Origin of the sequence: Streptomyces sp. NBC_00029 (assembly GCF_045160505.1) — a bacterium.
Lineage (GTDB): Bacteria > Actinomycetota > Actinomycetes > Streptomycetales > Streptomycetaceae > Streptomyces.
The window spans coordinates 1,945,985-1,962,401 of record NZ_CP108292.1 but is presented as its reverse complement, the minus strand read 5'-3'; the positions used below and the strand labels follow the sequence as shown (position 1 = coordinate 1,962,401).

Annotated in this window: 16 protein-coding genes; 10 read left to right on the top strand and 6 right to left on the bottom strand. The window is 74.0% G+C overall.

Going from position 1 to position 16,417, the window contains the following annotated elements; all coding sequences use genetic code 11:
- The first annotated feature begins 42 nt into the window (after positions 1-42).
- The 3 genes from OG753_RS09485 to OG753_RS09475 are packed head-to-tail and all read left to right on the top strand — an operon-like array spanning position 43 to position 3,969.
- Positions 43-2,553, top strand: a complete 2,511-nt coding sequence (locus OG753_RS09485; protein ID WP_405788075.1) for a beta-glucosidase — start codon at positions 43-45, stop codon at positions 2,551-2,553.
- 58 nt (positions 2,554-2,611) lie between these two features.
- Positions 2,612-3,283: a DedA family protein gene (locus OG753_RS09480; RefSeq protein WP_327261371.1), complete on the top strand. Its 672-nt coding sequence runs from the start codon at positions 2,612-2,614 to the stop codon at positions 3,281-3,283.
- Positions 3,280-3,969 (top strand): ankyrin repeat domain-containing protein, encoded by a 690-nt coding sequence (locus OG753_RS09475; protein WP_405788073.1) that lies wholly within the window; start codon positions 3,280-3,282, stop codon positions 3,967-3,969. The genes OG753_RS09480 and OG753_RS09475 overlap by 4 nt, the downstream gene beginning before the upstream one ends.
- On the opposite strand, the gene OG753_RS09470 is transcribed toward OG753_RS09475, so the two are convergent.
- Positions 3,966-4,511 carry a gamma carbonic anhydrase family protein gene (locus OG753_RS09470; protein ID WP_405788072.1) on the bottom strand — a complete coding sequence of 182 codons (546 nt, stop codon included), beginning with the start codon at positions 4,509-4,511 and terminating at the stop codon, positions 3,966-3,968. The two genes, OG753_RS09475 and OG753_RS09470, sit on opposite strands and share 4 nt — an antisense overlap.
- A gap of 139 nt (positions 4,512-4,650) precedes the next feature.
- Between OG753_RS09470 and OG753_RS09465 the strand changes: the two genes are divergently transcribed.
- Positions 4,651-5,427 (top strand): acyltransferase, encoded by a 777-nt coding sequence (locus OG753_RS09465; RefSeq protein WP_405788071.1) that lies wholly within the window; start codon positions 4,651-4,653, stop codon positions 5,425-5,427.
- Positions 5,428-5,442: 15 nt separating this feature from the next.
- On the opposite strand, the gene OG753_RS09460 is transcribed toward OG753_RS09465, so the two are convergent.
- Positions 5,443-6,309: a DMT family transporter gene (locus OG753_RS09460; protein ID WP_327261367.1), complete on the bottom strand. Its 867-nt coding sequence runs from the start codon at positions 6,307-6,309 to the stop codon at positions 5,443-5,445.
- Positions 6,310-6,415: 106 nt separating this feature from the next.
- Between OG753_RS09460 and OG753_RS09455 the strand changes: the two genes are divergently transcribed.
- The gene (locus OG753_RS09455; RefSeq protein ID WP_405792588.1) at positions 6,416-7,030 is read left to right on the top strand and encodes a cupin domain-containing protein; all 615 of its coding nucleotides are present in this window, start codon (positions 6,416-6,418) and stop codon (positions 7,028-7,030) included.
- On the opposite strand, the gene OG753_RS09450 is transcribed toward OG753_RS09455, so the two are convergent.
- On the bottom strand, positions 7,027-7,431 hold the full coding sequence (locus OG753_RS09450; RefSeq protein WP_327261366.1) for a CoA-binding protein: 405 nt from the start codon (positions 7,429-7,431) through the stop codon (positions 7,027-7,029). The genes OG753_RS09455 and OG753_RS09450 overlap by 4 nt on opposite strands.
- Before the next feature lie 201 nt (positions 7,432-7,632).
- On the opposite strand from OG753_RS09450, the gene OG753_RS09445 reads away from it, so the two are divergent.
- Positions 7,633-7,878: a hypothetical protein gene (locus OG753_RS09445; RefSeq protein ID WP_405788068.1), complete on the top strand. Its 246-nt coding sequence runs from the start codon at positions 7,633-7,635 to the stop codon at positions 7,876-7,878.
- Here the strand turns inward: OG753_RS09445 and OG753_RS09440 are convergent.
- Positions 7,867-8,391: a hypothetical protein gene (locus OG753_RS09440; RefSeq protein WP_405788066.1), complete on the bottom strand. Its 525-nt coding sequence runs from the start codon at positions 8,389-8,391 to the stop codon at positions 7,867-7,869. The two genes, OG753_RS09445 and OG753_RS09440, sit on opposite strands and share 12 nt — an antisense overlap.
- A gap of 53 nt (positions 8,392-8,444) precedes the next feature.
- Between OG753_RS09440 and OG753_RS09435 the strand changes: the two genes are divergently transcribed.
- From OG753_RS09435 to OG753_RS09425, 3 genes are all read left to right on the top strand, one after another.
- The gene (locus OG753_RS09435) at positions 8,445-9,071 is read left to right on the top strand and encodes a YigZ family protein (RefSeq protein WP_327261363.1); all 627 of its coding nucleotides are present in this window, start codon (positions 8,445-8,447) and stop codon (positions 9,069-9,071) included.
- Between the two features lie 85 nt (positions 9,072-9,156).
- Positions 9,157-10,326: an exonuclease SbcCD subunit D gene (locus OG753_RS09430; RefSeq protein ID WP_405788065.1), complete on the top strand. Its 1,170-nt coding sequence runs from the start codon at positions 9,157-9,159 to the stop codon at positions 10,324-10,326.
- Positions 10,323-13,334 (top strand): AAA family ATPase, encoded by a 3,012-nt coding sequence (locus tag OG753_RS09425; RefSeq protein ID WP_405788063.1) that lies wholly within the window; start codon positions 10,323-10,325, stop codon positions 13,332-13,334. Before OG753_RS09430 ends, OG753_RS09425 begins: the two co-directional genes overlap by 4 nt.
- Here the strand turns inward: OG753_RS09425 and OG753_RS09420 are convergent.
- Entirely contained in the window at positions 13,324-13,770 is a 447-nt protein-coding gene (locus tag OG753_RS09420) for an Lrp/AsnC family transcriptional regulator (protein WP_327261360.1), read from the bottom strand. The two genes, OG753_RS09425 and OG753_RS09420, sit on opposite strands and share 11 nt — an antisense overlap.
- 94 nt (positions 13,771-13,864) lie before the next feature.
- On the opposite strand from OG753_RS09420, the gene OG753_RS09415 reads away from it, so the two are divergent.
- Positions 13,865-14,470 (top strand): rhodanese-like domain-containing protein, encoded by a 606-nt coding sequence (locus OG753_RS09415; protein WP_405788062.1) that lies wholly within the window; start codon positions 13,865-13,867, stop codon positions 14,468-14,470.
- Between the two features lie 104 nt (positions 14,471-14,574).
- Here the strand turns inward: OG753_RS09415 and OG753_RS09410 are convergent, their stop codons facing one another.
- On the bottom strand, positions 14,575-16,290 hold the full coding sequence (locus OG753_RS09410; protein WP_405788061.1) for a DUF885 domain-containing protein: 1,716 nt from the start codon (positions 16,288-16,290) through the stop codon (positions 14,575-14,577).
- Positions 16,291-16,417 lie beyond the last annotated feature (127 nt).

Genomic DNA, 16,417 nt, shown 5'->3' with positions numbered 1-16,417 from the left:
GGCGCGGGCCGCTCCCGCCGACCCACGCCGCAGGGAGCGCCCATGAGCGACGCCGTGTCCAGACGTTCCGCGATGCGACTGCTCGCGGCGGCGGGCACGGCGGGCGCGGCCCTCGGAACCGGCGCCTGCGCACCCGGGGTACCGCCGGGCGCGGGCGCCCCGGAGGTGCCGCCGGCCGCTCCGGCCGTCCCCGCGCCCAAGGGCGCCGCCCGCATCGACGCCCTCCTCGAGCGGCTCACGCTCGACGAGAAGACCGCCCTGCTGCACGGCGCCCGGGACCCCGCCCCGCTCGGCCAGGCCGGATACGTGCCCGGCGTGCCGCGCCTGGGCATCCCGGCGCTGCGCCTCGCCGACGGACCCGCCGGGGTACGGGTCGCCAGACCCGCCACCGCACTGCCCGCGCCGGTCCTGCTCGCCTCCGCCTTCGACCCGGCGCTGGCCCGCGAGTACGGCCGGGTCATCGGCCGCGAGGGCCGGGCGCTCGGCCAGGACGTCCTGCTGTCGCCCATGGCCAACCTGATCCGCACCCCGTACGCCGGCCGGAACTTCGAGACCTTCGCCGAGGACCCCGGGCTCACCGCCGACCTGGTCGGCGAGATGATCCGCGGCATCCAGGACGAGGGCCTCATCGCCACCGTGAAGCACTTCGCCCTCAACAACCAGGAACACGGCCGCGACACCGTCGACGTGATCGCCGCCGAACAGACCCTGCACGAGACCGAGCTACGCGGCTTCGAGGCCGCCGTGGCGGCCGGCGCGGGCGCCGTCATGGGCGCCTACAACAAGGTCAACGGCGTCCACGCCTGCGAGAGCAAGCCACTGCTCGACGAACTGCTGCGCGGAAGCTGGGGGTTCGACGGCTGGGTGATGTCCGACTGGGACGCCACCCACAGCACCGTCGCCGCCATCGGCGCCGGCCTCGACATGGAGATGCCCGGCGGCACCCACTTCGGCGGGCCGCTGCGCCAGGCGGTGCGCGGCGGCTCCGTACCGGAGGAGGCCGTCGACCTCGCCGTCCACCGGATCCTGACCACCATGGACCGCTTCGGGCTGCTCGCGGCCCGGCCCGCCGCCCGGCCCCCGCGCGACGCCGCCGCCGGGGCGCGGACCGCCCGCAAGGTGGCCACAGCAGGGGCGGTGCTGCTGCGCAACGAACGCGGCACCCTGCCGCTGACGGGCGCCGCCGCCCGCTCGATCGCGGTGATCGGGCCGACCGGACAGGTGCCCTTCGTCAGCGGCGGCGGCAGCGCACACGTGATCCCCGACGGGGCCGCCGCCCCGCTCACCGCCATCCGGCAGCGGGCCGGGAAGGGCGCGGCCGTGCGCTACGCCCTCGGCGAGGACCTCTACGGACGCCCGCTCCCGGCGGGGCTGCTGACCCCGGCCGCCGACCTCGACGAGCGGGCCGTGGACCCCGGGCGCGTCTGGAGCCACCAGGGGGAGTTCCGTCTCGCGGCCGACGACGAGTGGACCCTGCTCGTCCACTACACCGGGAAGAGGCCCGTCGTCCGCCTCGACGGGGAGGAGCTGTTCCCCGTCCGCCAGGGCGTGGCCGAGTACTTCGCCGGAGGGCTGCTGGGCTCCGCGCCCGACGGCATGAGCGTCCGCCGCCGCACCCTCGCCCTCAAGGCGGGCACCCACCGGCTCGCCGTGACCGCAGAGGGCGGGGACAAGGGCCAGCGCTTCCGGCTCCGGCACACCACCGGAGCGATCCGCGCCGCGGACCTCGCCGAGGCCGTGAGGACCGCGAAGTCGGCCCGCAGCGTGGTCCTGTTCGCCTACGAGGACGCCACCGAGGGCAGGGACCGGACCTCGCTGGCGCTGCCGGGAGGGCAGGAGCGGCTGATCGAGGCGGTGACCGCCGCCAACCCCCGTACGACCGTAGTGCTCAACACCTCCTCCAGTACGACCATGCCGTGGCTCCCGCGTACCGGAGCGGTCCTCCAGATGTACTACCCGGGACAGGAGGGCGCGGGAGCCACCGCCGACCTGCTCTTCGGGGACGTGGACCCGGGCGGGCGGCTCACCCAGACCTTCCCGGCCGACGAGCGGTCGACCCCGGTCGGCGGCGACCCGCTGCGCTACCCGGGGGTGGGCGGCAGGCAGGAGTACTCCGAGGGCGTCCACGTGGGCCACCGCTGGTACGACGCGCAGCGCGTGACCCCCCTGTTCCCCTTCGGGCACGGGCTCTCGTACACCACCTGGCAGTACGAGCAGCTCACCGTCCGGCCGGAGCGCGGAGGGCTGCGCGCGGAGTTCACCGTCCGCAACACCGGTCGGCGCAAGGGCACCGAAGTGGCCCAGGTGTACGTCGGCCCGTCCACGGAACTGGAACTCGACCAGCCGGTTCGCGCACTGGCCGGCTACCGGCGGCTCGTCCTGGCACCGGGCCAGGCGCAGCGGGTCACCGTCGACATCGCGGCGCGGGCGCTGTCGTCATGGGACCCGGAGCAGCACCGCTGGGTGCTCGGCACCGGCCGCCGGACGGTGTTCGCCGGCCGTTCGTCGCGCGAACTGCCACTGAGGTCCAAGGCGGTCGTGACGAGCCGATAGGCTGCCCGTTCGGCGTGTCACAGGGGGCGCGCCGGCGACGACTCGGGAGGACGTACCGGTGCACATCCAGGAATGGCTGGAGACGATTCCGGCGGTCAGCATCTATCTCCTGGTGGGTCTGGTCATCGGGCTGGAGAGCCTCGGCATCCCGCTGCCGGGAGAGATCATCCTGGTCAGCTCGGCCCTGCTGGCCTCGCAGCACGGGGAGGTCGACCCCGTGATCCTGGGCCTGTGCGCCATCACCGGGGCGATCGTCGGCGACTCGATCGGCTATGCGATCGGCCGCCGGGGCGGCAAGCCGCTGCTGGAACGGCTGGGCCGGCGCTTCCCCAAGCACTTCGGACCGCAGCAGGTGGCGCTGGCGGAACGCTCCTTCGAGAAGTGGGGCATGTGGGCCGTCTTCTTCGGCCGGTTCGTGGCGCTGCTGCGGATCTTCGCAGGGCCCCTGGCGGGCGTGCTGCACATGCCGTACTGGCGCTTCCTCGTCGCGAACGTCCTCGGCGGCATCCTCTGGGCGGGCGGCACCACGGCCGTCATCTACTCGGTCGGGATCGTCGCCGAGCCGTGGCTCAAGCGGTTCTCCTGGCTGGCCCTGGGGCTCGCGGTGCTGTTCGGGCTCGCGGTGACGCTGGTGGTGCGCAGCAGGATGAAGAAGGCGGCCGCGGCCGTCGGGGCCGCCGAGGCGGAGATCCCGGCGCAGCAGTCCGCCCCGGCCACAGTCGGCGAGTGACGGCAGCGGAGCCGACCGAGCCGGACTGGTCCGACGAAGGCCGGTCGGACGAGTACCACCCCCTGGCGAACGGGCTGGGCCGCGCGGCGGAGAAGGGCGACTCGGCCCGGGTGCGGTCCCTGCTGGCCGGGGGAGCCGAGGTCGACGCCTGGGTCCCCGGAGGACGGCGGGCACTGGACCTGGCCGTCTGCGCCGGGCACGCGGAGGTCGTCCGGTTGCTGCTCGCGGCCGGCGCCGACCCCCGGATCGTCGCGGGCCCCTACGACGAGGCGACGCCGCTGGTCCTGGCCGCGATGAACGGGTACGCGGACGTCGCCCGGGCCCTCCTCGACGCCGGCGCCCCACCGGGCGGCCCCGCGGGCCGGATCCGCTCCGTGCCGCTGATCCTGGCGGCCACCACCCCGGAGGGCGGGAGCCCGGAGCTCGTGGACCTGCTGCTGGACCGGGGCGCCGACATCGAGGAGATGAAGCGGGACTGCACCGCGCTCGACTGGGCCGCCCGCTCCGGCTGCCCGGCCACGGTGGAACGGCTCCTCGAGCGGGGCGCCGCCCTCACCGAGCGGACCTTCCGGGAAGGCGTTGCGGGACAGAGGGCCACCGGCAGCACGAGGCCGGGCCCGGGCGCGCGCCACGACGAGTACCGGGCCGTCAGAGCCCTGCTCGTGGCCGCGTGGAATTCCCGTTAGGCGTCCGGGCTGACCGAGGCGCGGTGCTGCTTGGCCAGCTCCACGTACATCAGGGCGTTGACCTTGATGCCCTCGCGCTCCTCGTCGGTCAGCTCGCGGCGGACCTTGGCGGGCACGCCCGCGACCAGCGAGCCGGGCGGGACGATCATTCCCTGCGGGACCAGTGCCTGCGCGGCCACCAGGGAACCGGCGCCGATGACCGCGCCGTTCAGCACGGTCGCCCCCATGCCGATCAGGCAGTCGTCCTCGACGGTGCAGCCGTGCACGACGGCGTTGTGGCCGATGGAGACGCGCTCGCCGATCGAGACCGGGAAACCGGGGTCCACGTGGACCGTGCAGTTGTCCTGCACGTTGCTGTCGGCGCCGAGCGTGATCGGGCCGCAGTCGGCGCGCAGCACCGCCGAGTACCAGATGCTCGCTCCGGCGGCGAGGGTGACCTCGCCGAGCACGACCGAGGTCGGGGCCGTGAAGGCCGTCGGGTCGATGTCGGGGTTCTTGCCGCCGACACCCGCCACGAGTGCCTGGGCCGCCTGGTGCGTCATGTTCTCTTCCTCTGCCGTCTGTCGTCCGGTTGCCGCGCTAACGGCACCGTAGGCCACGCGCACCGCCGGATCCGCGATGGGGTGAAGATCACAGGAGTGTGGCCGGGGCGTCCGGGGTCCGGCGCACTACCGTGGCCGGGTGCCGAAGAAACAGAACACGTTCTCATCTCTGACGGCCGCGCGCCGCCGGCTGGCGAGCCGCGTGGTCCACACCGGCTGGCGCTGGATGCAGCAGGCCGGTGCGGTGACCGCGCAGACCCCGGGGCGGCTGCGGTTCGGTGCGATCGGCGAGGGCACCCGGCTCGCCTTCCCGCAGGGCACGGTCTTCGGCGAGCGGTGGATCCGGATCGGCTCGCACTGCATCATCGGCGAGCAGGTCACCCTCACCGCCGGGATGATGCCGGACCTCGACCTGGGGGCCGAGCCGATGCTCGTGCTCGGCGACGGGGTGGTCATCGGCCGCAACAGCCATGTCATCGCCGACGCCCGGATCACCATCGAGTCGAACACCTTCTGCGGTCCCGGGGTCTACATCACGTCCACCAACCACAGTTACGACGACCCGCACGAGCCCGTCGGCCGGCAGTGGCCGCGCAGCGAGCCCGTGGAGATCGGCCCGGGGTGCTGGCTCGGCACCGGAGCGGTGATCCTGCCGGGCGCACGGCTCGGGCGCAACGTCGTGGTGGCCGCGGGGGCCGTCGTACGGGGCGACGTACCGGACCATGCCGTGGTGGCGGGGGCCCCGGCGCGCATCGTGCGGCGCTGGCAGCCCGAGACGGGCTGGCAGCCGCCGCTGCGCACGCCCGCGCCGGTGCCGATCCCGGACGGGATGACCCCGGAGCAGCTGCGCGGACTGGCCGAGCTCACGGAGGCCGAGCTCACGGAGGTCGAGCTCACGGAGGCCGAGCACGCGTAGGGGTGGGCCGGTGGGTCAGCCCGCGGCCAGGAGAACCGTTCCGGCGAGGGCGAGGCCCGCACCCGCCGCCTGGACCGTGCGCAGCCGTTCCTTGAGCACGGCGAAGGCGGCCAGCGCGGTGATCACCGGGTAGAGCGAGGACAGCACGGCGGCCATGGTGACCGGACCGTTCTGGGCGGCTATGGAGTACGTGCCGTTCGCCGCGACATCCGCGAGGCCGACGAAGGCCAGCGCGGGCAGCAGCCCCCACAGGACCCGCGGGCCGGTGCCCGCCGGGAGGGCTGGTATGCCGCGCCGGGTCTGCGCCCACAGGGCTGCGCCGCCGACGGTGACATTGGTGACCCGCTGTACGAACAGGGCGAGGAACAGCCCGGTGATGGTGCTGGACGCCTCTGATATCAGGGCCATCACCGCACCGAAACCGAAGGCCGCGACCAGGGTGAGGATGACGGCCTGCCGCTGGACGGGCGCGCCGCGCAGCTCGGGGCCGCCTGCGAGGACGATGCCGACGACCGCCACCGCGATCCCCGCGAACTGGCCGAGTCCGGGCCGCTCGCCCAGGATCAGCCCTGCGGTGACGGGCACGACCACGCCGAGGGAGCCGAGCGGCGAGACCACGCCCATCGGGCCGAGGGCCAGCGCTTTGTAGAAGCTGAGCATGGCGACCGGCCCGACCAGGCCCGCACCCACCGCGAACCACAGTTGCGGTCCGGCCTCCCGCCAGGCGCCGGTGCCGAGGACCACCGCGCCGAGCACGACCACGGCGACGATCTGCGAGACGACGACCACGGTGAGCGCCGGTATCCGGCGGGTCAGCAGCCCGCCGCCGAAGTCGGCGAGCCCCCACAGCACGGCTGTGGCCAGAGCGAAGAGGGCGGTCATGGGGGTCCTCGCAGTACAGTGCAGTGAACGCTGGAGTGCAGCATCGAATACAGAACACGTTAGTGCACTCTGTTGGACTGTGTCATCCAAAATATTGGACGGAATGGTGTCGGATCTCGAACAGCTCACCCAGGCGCTCGCCCGGAACCTCAAGCGGTGGCGCGGTGAGCGCGGCTTCACCCTGGACTCCCTGGCGGCCCGCGCGGGAGTGAGCCGAGGGATGATCATCCAGATCGAGCAGGCCCGTACGAACCCCAGCGTGGGCACCACGGTCAGGCTGGCCGACGCACTGGGGGTCAGCATCTCCGCGCTCCTCGACCACGACCGGGGCCCGCAGGTCCGGATCGTCCCGCCGGACCAGGTGGTCCGGATCTGGTCCAGCGAGGCGGGCAGTTCGACCACGATGCTGATCGGCACCGACGAGCGCGGGCCGATGGAGCTGTGGACCTGGCACCTGGTGCCGGGCGAGGGGACGGACTCCGTCCCGCACCCGTCCGGCACCATCGAGATGCTGCACGTCACGGCCGGGGAGCTGACCCTGGTGGTCGGGGACGAGGAGTTCCGCGTACCGGCCGGGGCCGCCGCCGCCTTCGAGGCCAACCTCGCCCACGCCTACCGCAACGACGGCTCTGTACCGATGGAGATGACCCTCGCGGTGTCGGTGCCCCCGGTGTCGGCGCCGCTGTCCGCGCATGCGCACGGGGGCGCGTCGGCCGGTTAGAGCGCGGGGATCTCGATCGCCGGGCAGCGGTCCATCACCATCGCCAGTCCCGCCTCGCGGGTGCGGGCGAACGCGGCTTCGTCGATCACACCGAGCTGGAACCAAACGGCCTCGGCGCCGACCGCGGCCGCCTGGTCGGCCACCGGGCCGGCCAGCTCGCTGTTCACGAAGACGTCCACCACGTCGACCTTGAACGGGATGTCCGCCAGCGAGGCGTAGCCGGGCTCGCCGTGCACGGTCTCCGCCTTGGGGTGCACGGGGACCACGCGCTTGCCGAAACGCTGGAGCACGCGGGCCACCCCGTAGGCCGCGCGGTCCTGGTTGTTCGAGAGACCCACCACGGCCCAGGTGTCGCCGAGCTCGGTGAGGATCTTGCGGATGGTTGCCGGGTCGCCGTACACGTGTGCCGCCTCCTGGTGTTCTCGTCCCCGCCGGCCCTGTCGGCTGCTTCTCCACCGCGTAGGACCGGCGCTCAGCGGCATCAACCGAAAACCGGCGGCCGCGATTCCCGGGCGCCGGTGCCCGCTTCCGCTCCCGGGGCCGCCCCGTAGTCTGTCGATCCGTTCGACGGCACGAGGGCGCGACGGCACGAGGGGTACGACGTGGACCTCCTGGTGGAGGGGGCCGTCGCACAGGCCCTGCGCACGGGTGACGACGAGGCGGTCCGTCACACCGTGCTCACCGCGATGGGCCTGCTGGACCGGAACGTGGCTGCCGGCGGCGGCTTCCTGGCCCAGGAGGAATCCCTGCAGGCCCGTTCGCTGAGCGGTGACGCGGCCGGTCTGTGGGAAGCGAGCGTCGCGGCGGGGCGCGAGAGTTTCCGGGCCGTGCTGGGCCTACCCGGCTGACGGGTCCACGTTCCAGGCCGGTGGCAGGGACGCGTCGCAGAAGACGCAGACGAAGTCCCCCTCCCGGACGATGTTCAGCTCGCGGCAGGCCGGGCAGCGCCGGAAGACCACCTCGTGGGTGAAGCCGGCCGGATGCCCGATCCCCGCCGCGGCCAGGGCGCCCGCGACGGCCGGCCACGAGGCGACGTCCGGGCAGTACCCGGTCGACTGGTTGCTCACCGTGCGGACCACCCACCGCCCGGACTCCCGCCCGAAGCCCATCTCCCCGGCGCTCAGCACCGGGCCACCGCCCGCGCAGACCACGTGCTCGCTGCGCCGCGGTGCGAGCCGCAGCACCCCGGCGGCGTCCACGACGAACGTGAAGGGTTCGGACAGTTCGGCCCCGGGCCGGCCCGAGGTCCAGTCCTCGAAGTCCGCCGCCGAGCGGATGCCGCGGCCCTCCGCCCCCGGCCGGACCAGCGCCCTCAGCTCGGCCGGGCCCACGTACCGGTAGCTCCTCCCCTGCAGGTCCATGACCGCCAACCTAGGGGGGAGTCCCGCCCCTCACCAGCGCTTAGGGTTGTGAGGTGAAGGCAGACCAGTACGTGACGGTGGCCCGCGAGGGCGTGCACGAGTCCGAGATCAACCGCTCGCGCTTCCTGTGCTCGCTCGCGCCCGCCGCGACCGAGCAGGAGGCGCAGGACTTCGTCGCGCGCATCCGCAAGGAGCACCCGACCGCCACGCACAACTGCTTCGCCTACGTCGTCGGAGCCGACGCCTCGATCCAGAAGGCCAGCGACGACGGCGAGCCCGGAGGCACCGCCGGGGTACCCATGCTGCAGATGCTCATGCGCCGCGACGTCCGCTACGCGGTCGCCGTCGTCACCCGCTACTACGGCGGCGTGAAGCTCGGCGCCGGCGGCCTGATCAGGGCCTACGGCGGAGTCGTCGGCGAGGCCCTCGACGAGCTCGGCACCGTCACCCGCCGCCGATACCGGCTGGCCACCGTCACCGTCGACCACCAGCGGGCCGGCAAGACCCAGAACGATCTGCGCTCCACCGGCCGGACCGTGGTGGACCTGCGCTACGGCGCCGAGGTCGAGATCGAGGTGGCCCTCCCCGAGGCGGATCTACCGGCCTTCGAGGCCTGGCTCGCCGACACCACGGCGGGCAGCGCCGCTCTCACCCTCGGCGGAGAGACGTACGCGCCCTGAGCGCCCCCGGGGACGGGTTAGCGTAGAGGGGTTCAGCGAGCGGGAGACGACCAGGGGGAGACGGCATGCGCGACGGAGCCGGCGAGTGAAATTCCTGCACACCTCCGACTGGCACCTCGGCCGGGCCTTCCACCGGGTCAACATGCTCGGCGCCCAGGCGGTCTTCATCGACCACCTCATCGAGACCGTGCGCACGCACGAGGTCGACGCCGTCCTCGTCGCCGGTGACATCTACGACCGGGCCGTGCCCCCGCTGCCCGCCGTCGAGCTGTACGACCGGGCCCTGCACCGCCTCGCCGACCTCGGCGTGCCCACGGTGATGATCTCCGGCAACCACGACTCCGCGCGCCGCCTCGGCGTCGGCGCCGGGCTGATCGACCGGGCCGGGATCCACCTGCGCACCGATCCGGCCGGCTGCGCCGACCCCGTCGTACTGGCCGACGTACACGGCGACGTGGCGCTGTACGGCCTGCCGTACCTGGAGCCGGCCCTGGTCAAGGACCAGTTCGGTGCGGAGAAGGTGAGCCACGAGGCGGTACTCGGTGCCGCCATGGACCGGATCCGGGCCGACCTGGCCACCCGCGCGCCCGGCACCCGTTCGATCGTCCTCGCGCACGCCTTCGTCACGGGCGGACAGGCCAGCGACAGCGAGCGCGACATCACCGTCGGCGGGGTCGAGGCCGTACCCGCCTCCGTCTTCGACGGCGTGGACTACGTCGCCCTCGGCCACCTCCACGGCAGCCAGACCATCGGCGAACGGGTCCGCTACTCCGGTTCCCCGCTCGCCTACTCCTTCTCCGAGGCCGACCACCGCAAGACCATGTGGCTGATCGAGCTGGGTGCGGACGGAGAGATCATCCGCTCCGAGCGCCTCGACACCCCCGTCCCGCGCACCCTCGCCCGGCTGCGCGGACGGCTGGAGGACCTGCTGGAGGATCCGGCCCACCAGGTGCACGAGGACGCCTGGGTCGAGGCCACCCTCACCGACCCCGTCCGCCCGGACGACCCCATGGCCCGGCTCGCCGCCCGCTTCCCGCACACCCTCACCCTCGCCTTCGACCCCGAGGGCCGCCAGGAGGAGACCGGCGCCTCCTACGCCCAGCGGCTCAAGGGCCGCAGCGACCAGGAGATCGCCGAGGACTTCGTCGCCCACGTGCGCGGCGGCGGCCATGCCGACGAGGCCGAACGGGCCGTCCTCCAGGGCGCCTTCGACGACGTGCGGGCCGACGACAGCCACCGGGAGACCCACCGATGAGGCTGCACCGGCTCGCCGTCACCGCCTTCGGTCCGTTCGCCGAACCCCAGGAGATCGACTTCGACGCCCTGTCCGGCGCAGGGATCTTCCTGCTCCACGGGCCCACCGGCGCCGGGAAGACCTCCGTACTCGACGCCGTCTGCTACGCCCTCTACGGTTCCGTCCCCGGCCCCCGCCAGGCCCCCGGCACCAGCCTTCGCAGCGACCACGCCGCCGACCGCACCCCGACCGAGGTCACCCTCGAACTCACCGCGGGCGGCCGCCGCCTGGAGATCACCCGGCGCCCCGAACAGGAGCGCTTGAAGAAGCGCGGCACCGGTACCACCAGGGACAAGGCCCAGAGCCGGCTGCGCGAGCACACCGGCGAGGGCTGGGAACCGCTCAGCCGCTCCCACCAGGAGATCGGCGAGGAGATCGAGCAGCTGCTCGGCATGAGCCGCGAGCAGTTCTGCCAGGTCGTGCTCCTGCCACAGGGGGAGTTCGCGCGGTTCCTGCGCGCCGACGAGGCCGCCCGCGGCCGCCTGCTCGGCCGGCTCTTCGACACCCGCCGCTTCGCCGCCGTCGAAGCCCTGCTCGGCGAACGTCGCCGGGCCGCCGAGGCGAAGGTCCGGGCCGGCGACGAGAAGGTGCTCCACACCGCCCAGCGGCTCGCCCAGGCCGCCGGGGACAGCGCCGACCTGCGGGCCTGGCCGATGCCCCGGCACCAGCCGGGCGACCCCGGGCTCGCCGAGGCCGTCCGCGCCTGGGCGGCCGTCGCCCGCTGCGCGGCCCGCGAGCGACTCGACGTCACCGAGTACGCGCTGGCCGCCGTCGAGAGCCGGCACGCCGCCGCCCGGCGGGCCGCCGAGGACGCCCGCGAGCTCGACCGGCTCCAGCGCCGGCACGCGGAGACCGTCCGCCGGGCCGCCCGGCTCGCCGAGGCCGCCCCCGAGCGGGACCGCGTGCGCGGCCTCCTCGACCGGGCCAGGCGGGGCGCCCTGGTCGCCCCCGCCCTGGAGCTGCGCGGTGCGGCCTCGGCCGCCCACCTCGCCGCCGCGCACGCCGAGGCCTCCGCCCGTGCGCAGCTCCCGCCCACGCTGAAGGAAGCGGGAACCGAGCAGCTGGCCGACGTCGAGCAGCGGCTGCGCGAAGCCCTGGGCGCACTGGCCGCCGCCCAGCGGACCGAGCAGCGCTGCGCCGAGATCGGCCGCGAGCGCGCCAACCTGGAACGGGAGTCCCGGGCCGCCGAGGAGCAGCACCGGGAGTCCGCCGAGTGGCTCGAGCGCTGGGAGGCGACCCGGACGGCGCTGCAGGAGCGGGCGGACTCCGCGCAGCAGGCCGCGACGCTGGCCGAGCAGCTCGCGGGCCGGCTGGAACCCGCCCGCATGCAGCTGAACTCCGCCCGCCGGCGCGACGAGCTCGACGCCGGCGCCGAGCGCGCCGCGGGCGAACTGCTCACCCTGCGCGAGGAGTCGGCCGCCGCCAGGGAACGCTGGCTGGAGCTCAAGGAAGCCCGGCTGCGCGGAATCGCCGCCGAGCTCGCCGAGGCACTGGTGGCGGGGGAGGCCTGCACCGTGTGCGGGTCCGCGGAGCACCCCGCTCCGGCCCGCCCGGCCCCCGGCCACGTGGACCGCGCCGCCGAGGACACCTCCCATGCCCTCTTCGAACGGGCCGAGCAGGCCCGGGCCGCCGTCGAGCGGCGGCTCGCCGCCGCGCAGGAGGCCCGCGCCGAGGCCGCGGCCGCCGCCGGGGACGCCACCACCGCCGAACTCCTGGCCCTGACCGCGGACCTGAGTGCCCGCCACGCCGCCGCCCACGCCGCGGCCGCCGGACTGCACGCGGCCCGCGAGCAGCTCGCCAGGGCCGAGTCGGAGCACGCCGCGCGCAGCGCCGACCGGCAGGGCGCCGAGACCCGGGCCGCCGCCCGGGCCTCCCGGCGCGAGGCCCTCGACCGCGAACAGGCCGGACTGGAGGCCGAACTCGCCCTCGTACGGGACGGCGCGCCCACCGTCGCGGCCCGCGCCCGCACCCTGGACGACCGGGTCCGGATGGTCTCCGGCGCGGCCGCCTCGCTGCGCCGGGCCGAGAGCACCGCCGCCCGGCTGAAGGAGGCCGACGACCAGCTCGCCGACGCCGCCTTCAAGGCCGGCTTCGACACCGTCGAGGCCGCCGCCGACGCGGTGCTCCCGGAGTACGAACGCACTGCGCTCCAACACCGGCTGGACGCCTGGCAGACGGAGGAGGCCCTGCTGGCGGACCGCCGCGACGAGACCGGCACCGCCGAGGCGGCAGCCCTGCCTCCGGCCGCGCCGGATGCGGCCGAGGCGTACGCGGCCTCGGCCGCGGCGAAGCTTCGTACAGCAGGGTCGGCGGCCGACGCGGCCCGGGTGCGCTGCACGGAGCTCGACCGGCTCTCCCGGCAGGCCGACCAGGAACTGCGCGCGCTCGGCCCGCTGCGGGAGGCCTACGACCGGGTCGCGCGGCTCGCCGGACTCACCGCGGGCACCTCCGCCGACAACGAGCGCAAGATGCGCCTGGAGGCCTACGTGCTGGCCGCCCGCCTGGAGCAGGTGGCCGCCGCCGCGACGGTACGGCTGCTGCGGATGTCCGGCGGCCGCTACACCCTCGTCCACTCCGACGCGCGGGCGAGCGGGCGGGGCCGCTCCGGCCTCGGGCTGCACGTGGTCGACGCCTGGACGGGCAGCGAGCGGGACACCGCCACCCTGTCGGGCGGCGAGACCTTCTTCGCCTCGCTCGCCCTGGCGCTCGGCCTCGCCGATGTGGTGACCGACGAGGCCGGCGGGATGCGCCTCGACACGCTCTTCATCGACGAGGGCTTCGGCAGCCTCGACGACCAGGCCCTGGACGAGGTGCTCGACGTCCTGGACTCGCTGCGCGAGCGGGACCGCAGTGTCGGCATCGTCAGCCACGTCGCCGACCTGCGCACCCGGGTCCAGGCCCAGCTGGAGATCGTCAAGCAGCGCGGCGGCTCCGTGGTGCGCCACCGGACGGCGGCGCTCACGGACTGAGCGGCCTGCGGGGCAGAGGCGAGGAGTAGACGACGCTCGTCGTCACCGGGCCGAGGCCCGAGATCCGGCCCGTGACCTCCTCCAGGTGGGCCATCGAGCGGGCGGCGACCTTGAGCACGAAGCAGTCGTCGCCGGTGACGTGGTGCGCCTCCAGGATCTCGGGGGCGGCCTCCAGGAAGTCGTGGAACGGCTTGTAGTTGCCGTGCGGGTAGCGCAGCCGGACGAGGGCGAGGATCGACTTGCCGAGCTTCTCCGGGTCCACCACCGCCGTGTAGCCGGTGATGATGCCGGTCTCCTCCAGCCGTCGGACCCGCTCGGTGACGGCGCTCGCGGACATGGACACGGAGCGGGCGAGCTCGGTGAAACTGGCGCGTCCGTCCCGCTGGAGGGCTTCGAGGATCCGCCAGTCGGTGGCGTCAGGGGAATAGTCGGTCATGTTCTAGAACTAGCAGGGGTTTCCCCGGCCGGACAAGCGAAAGGCCGGGGAAAGTCACTTCCTGTGATGATCAGCGGATCGTAGATTTCTTGCCATGACGACGACGCAGAACCCTTCATCCGCCGCTGCCCCCGCCGCTTCCGCCCCGGCTTCCGCGCCCGCCCTGGCTTCCGCGACCGCCCCGGTTTCCGTGACCGGCTCGGCTTTCGCCCCGGCCCCCGCGGCCAACCCCGTGCTCCGGGTGCCGCCGGCCTCCCCGGCCGCGGCCGCCGCCTACTTCGCCGCGAGCCTGGCCTTCCACGCGGACGTGTCGGACGTCGCCAGTGCGTTCAAGGCCCACCGCGAGCAGGGCGCTGAGCTCGGCTTCCAGCTCGTCGACTCCCGCTCCACCCCGTCCTGGGACCAGGCCCACGTGCCCGGCGCCGTCCACCTGCCCACCGCCCTCATCCCCGAGCAGGCCGAGCGGCTCCTGGACAGGAACATCCCCGTGGTGACGTACTGCTGGGGGCCGGGCTGTAACGGCGGCACGCGCTCCGCCCTCGCCCTGGCCGAACTCGGCTTCCAGGTCAAGGAGATGCTCGGCGGCATCGAGTACTGGATCCGCGAGGGCTTCGAGGTCGAGACCTGGGAGGGCAGCCGGCAGCGCGCCGGCGCCGACCCGCTGACCGCGCCGACCGACTCGGACGACTGCGGCTGCTGAGGTGCCCGGCGACGCGGACGGGCCGCCCTTCCCCGGGGGATGGGCGGCCCGTCCGTCGTTCGCGGCGGGGCGGCCGGCCGGAGCGGCAGCGCCCCCCCCGCGTGTCAGAGCTTGGACAGCTCGTCCACCAGGTCGTCCAGGCCCAGCGACCCCTGCGACAGCGCCGCCATGTGCCAGGCCTTCAGGTCGAAGGAATCTCCGTGCGCGGCGCGTGCGTTGTCCCGGCCCAGCAGCCAGGCGCGCTCGCCCAGCTTGTATCCGATCGCCTGCCCCGGCATCGACAGGTAGCGGGTCAGCTCGCTCTCCACGAACTCTGCAGGCCGGCCGCTGTGCAGGCCGAAGAACTCCTGCGCCAGGTCCACCGTCCAGGTCTCGCCCGGGTGGAACGGCGAGTCCGCCGGGATCCTCAGGCCCACGTGCATGCCGATGTCGACGATGACCCGCGCGGCGCGCATCATCTGGCAGTCCAGGTAACCCAGGCGCTGCTCGGCGTCCTTGAGGTAGCCCAGCTCGTCCATCAGCCGCTCCGCGTACAGCGCCCAGCCCTCGGCGTTGGCGCTGACCATGCCGACGGTCGCCTGGTAGCGGGAGAGCTGGTCCGCCACGTGCGTCCACTGCGCGAGCTGCAGGTGGTGGCCCGGCACGCCCTCGTGGTACCAGGTGGACACCAGGTCGTAGACGGGGAAGCGGGTGAGGCCCATGGTGGGCAGCCAGGTGCGGCCCGGGCGGGAGAAGTCCTCCGAGGGGGACGTGTAGTACGGGGCCGCCGGGCCGCCGGGCGGGGCGATCCGGGACTCCACCTTGCGCACGCGCTCGGCGAGCTCGAAGTGGGTGCCGTCGAGGTTCTCGATGACCTCGTCCATCAGGCCCTGGAGCCAGGCCTGGACCTCGTCCACGCCCTCGATGTGGGCTCCGTGCTCGTCCAGGTACTTGAGCACCTCCCAGGGCCCGGCGCCCGGGAGGATCTTGGCCGCCTCGGACTTCATCTCGGCGAGCAGCCGGTGGTACTCCGACCAGCCGTAGGCGTAGGCCTCGTCCAGGTCCAGGTCCGTACCGTTGAAGAAGCGGGACCAGCGGGCGTACCGCTCGCGTCCCACGGTGTCCGGCCTGCCCTCGACGGCAGGGGCGTACACGGAGGTCATCCAGTCGCGCAGTCCGATGACGGCGGCGGTCGCGCCGGCGGCCGCGGCGTCCAGCTCGGCGCGCAGCTCGGCGTGCAGGGACTGCGGAGCGGCGGAGACGAAGCCCTCGAAGAAGGGCGCCTCGGAGCCGTCCTGGCCGGCCCAGGTGGTGAGCTGGCCGATCATGGTGGTGGTGGCGCGGGGGCCGCCGAACAGGCCGCGCTCCAGGCCGAGGGCGAGGCTTTCGCGGTAGCCGTCGAAGGCGGCCGGTACGGCGCGCAGACGCTCGGCGATCGCCGCCCAGTCCTCGTCGGTGTCGGCGGGGGTCAGGGAGAAGACCTCACGGACGGAGTGCGCGGGGCTGTGGATGTTGCTGACCGCGCACAGGTCCTCGTCGGCCTCGAGGACGGCGAGCTCGGCGGTGAGGCGCTCGCGCAGCAGCCGGGCGCAGCGGCGCTCGGCGTCGCTCTCGGCGCCGGGCACGGACTCGGCGGCGTCGAGGCGCTCGAGGGTCTCGCGGTTGAGCTCGGCGACGGCCGCACGGCCCGCCGGGGAGAAGTCCGGGAGCTTGCCCGAACTCGCGGCGACACCGAGGTAGGTGCCCGTGATCGGGTCGAGGGCGATGAGGTCGTCGACGTACGCGTCGGCCACCTGGCGGGGCAGTTGGGGTGCGCTGCCGTTGTGGAGGATCTCTGACATGCGGCCATCTTCGTATGTGAGACGGGTTCCCGTCATCACCCATTGGCGGCGGGCTGCTGACGTGGGCCGGAGTGGGGGCGCCGGTGGGGGCGGCGAACGGCCAACAGGCCTACGCTGCAAGTGACTT

What these genes read in the sequence shown, in the direction of transcription:
- OG753_RS09485 (WP_405788075.1), top strand. Translation starts at nt 43, where the DNA reads ATGAGCGACGCCGTGTCCAGACGTTCCGCGATGCGACTGCTCGCGGCG.
- OG753_RS09470 (WP_405788072.1), bottom strand. Translation starts at nt 4,511, where the DNA reads ATGACGCACCAGGCGGCCCAGGCACTCGTGGCGGGTGTCGGCGGCAAG.
- OG753_RS09460 (WP_327261367.1), bottom strand. Translation starts at nt 6,309, where the DNA reads ATGACCGCCCTCTTCGCTCTGGCCACAGCCGTGCTGTGGGGGCTCGCC.
- OG753_RS09440 (WP_405788066.1), bottom strand. Translation starts at nt 8,391, where the DNA reads ATGGACCTGCAGGGGAGGAGCTACCGGTACGTGGGCCCGGCCGAGCTG.
- OG753_RS09425 (WP_405788063.1), top strand. Translation starts at nt 10,323, where the DNA reads ATGAGGCTGCACCGGCTCGCCGTCACCGCCTTCGGTCCGTTCGCCGAA.
- OG753_RS09420 (WP_327261360.1), bottom strand. Translation starts at nt 13,770, where the DNA reads ATGACCGACTATTCCCCTGACGCCACCGACTGGCGGATCCTCGAAGCC.
- OG753_RS09415 (WP_405788062.1), top strand. Translation starts at nt 13,865, where the DNA reads ATGACGACGACGCAGAACCCTTCATCCGCCGCTGCCCCCGCCGCTTCC.
- OG753_RS09410 (WP_405788061.1), bottom strand. Translation starts at nt 16,290, where the DNA reads ATGTCAGAGATCCTCCACAACGGCAGCGCACCCCAACTGCCCCGCCAG.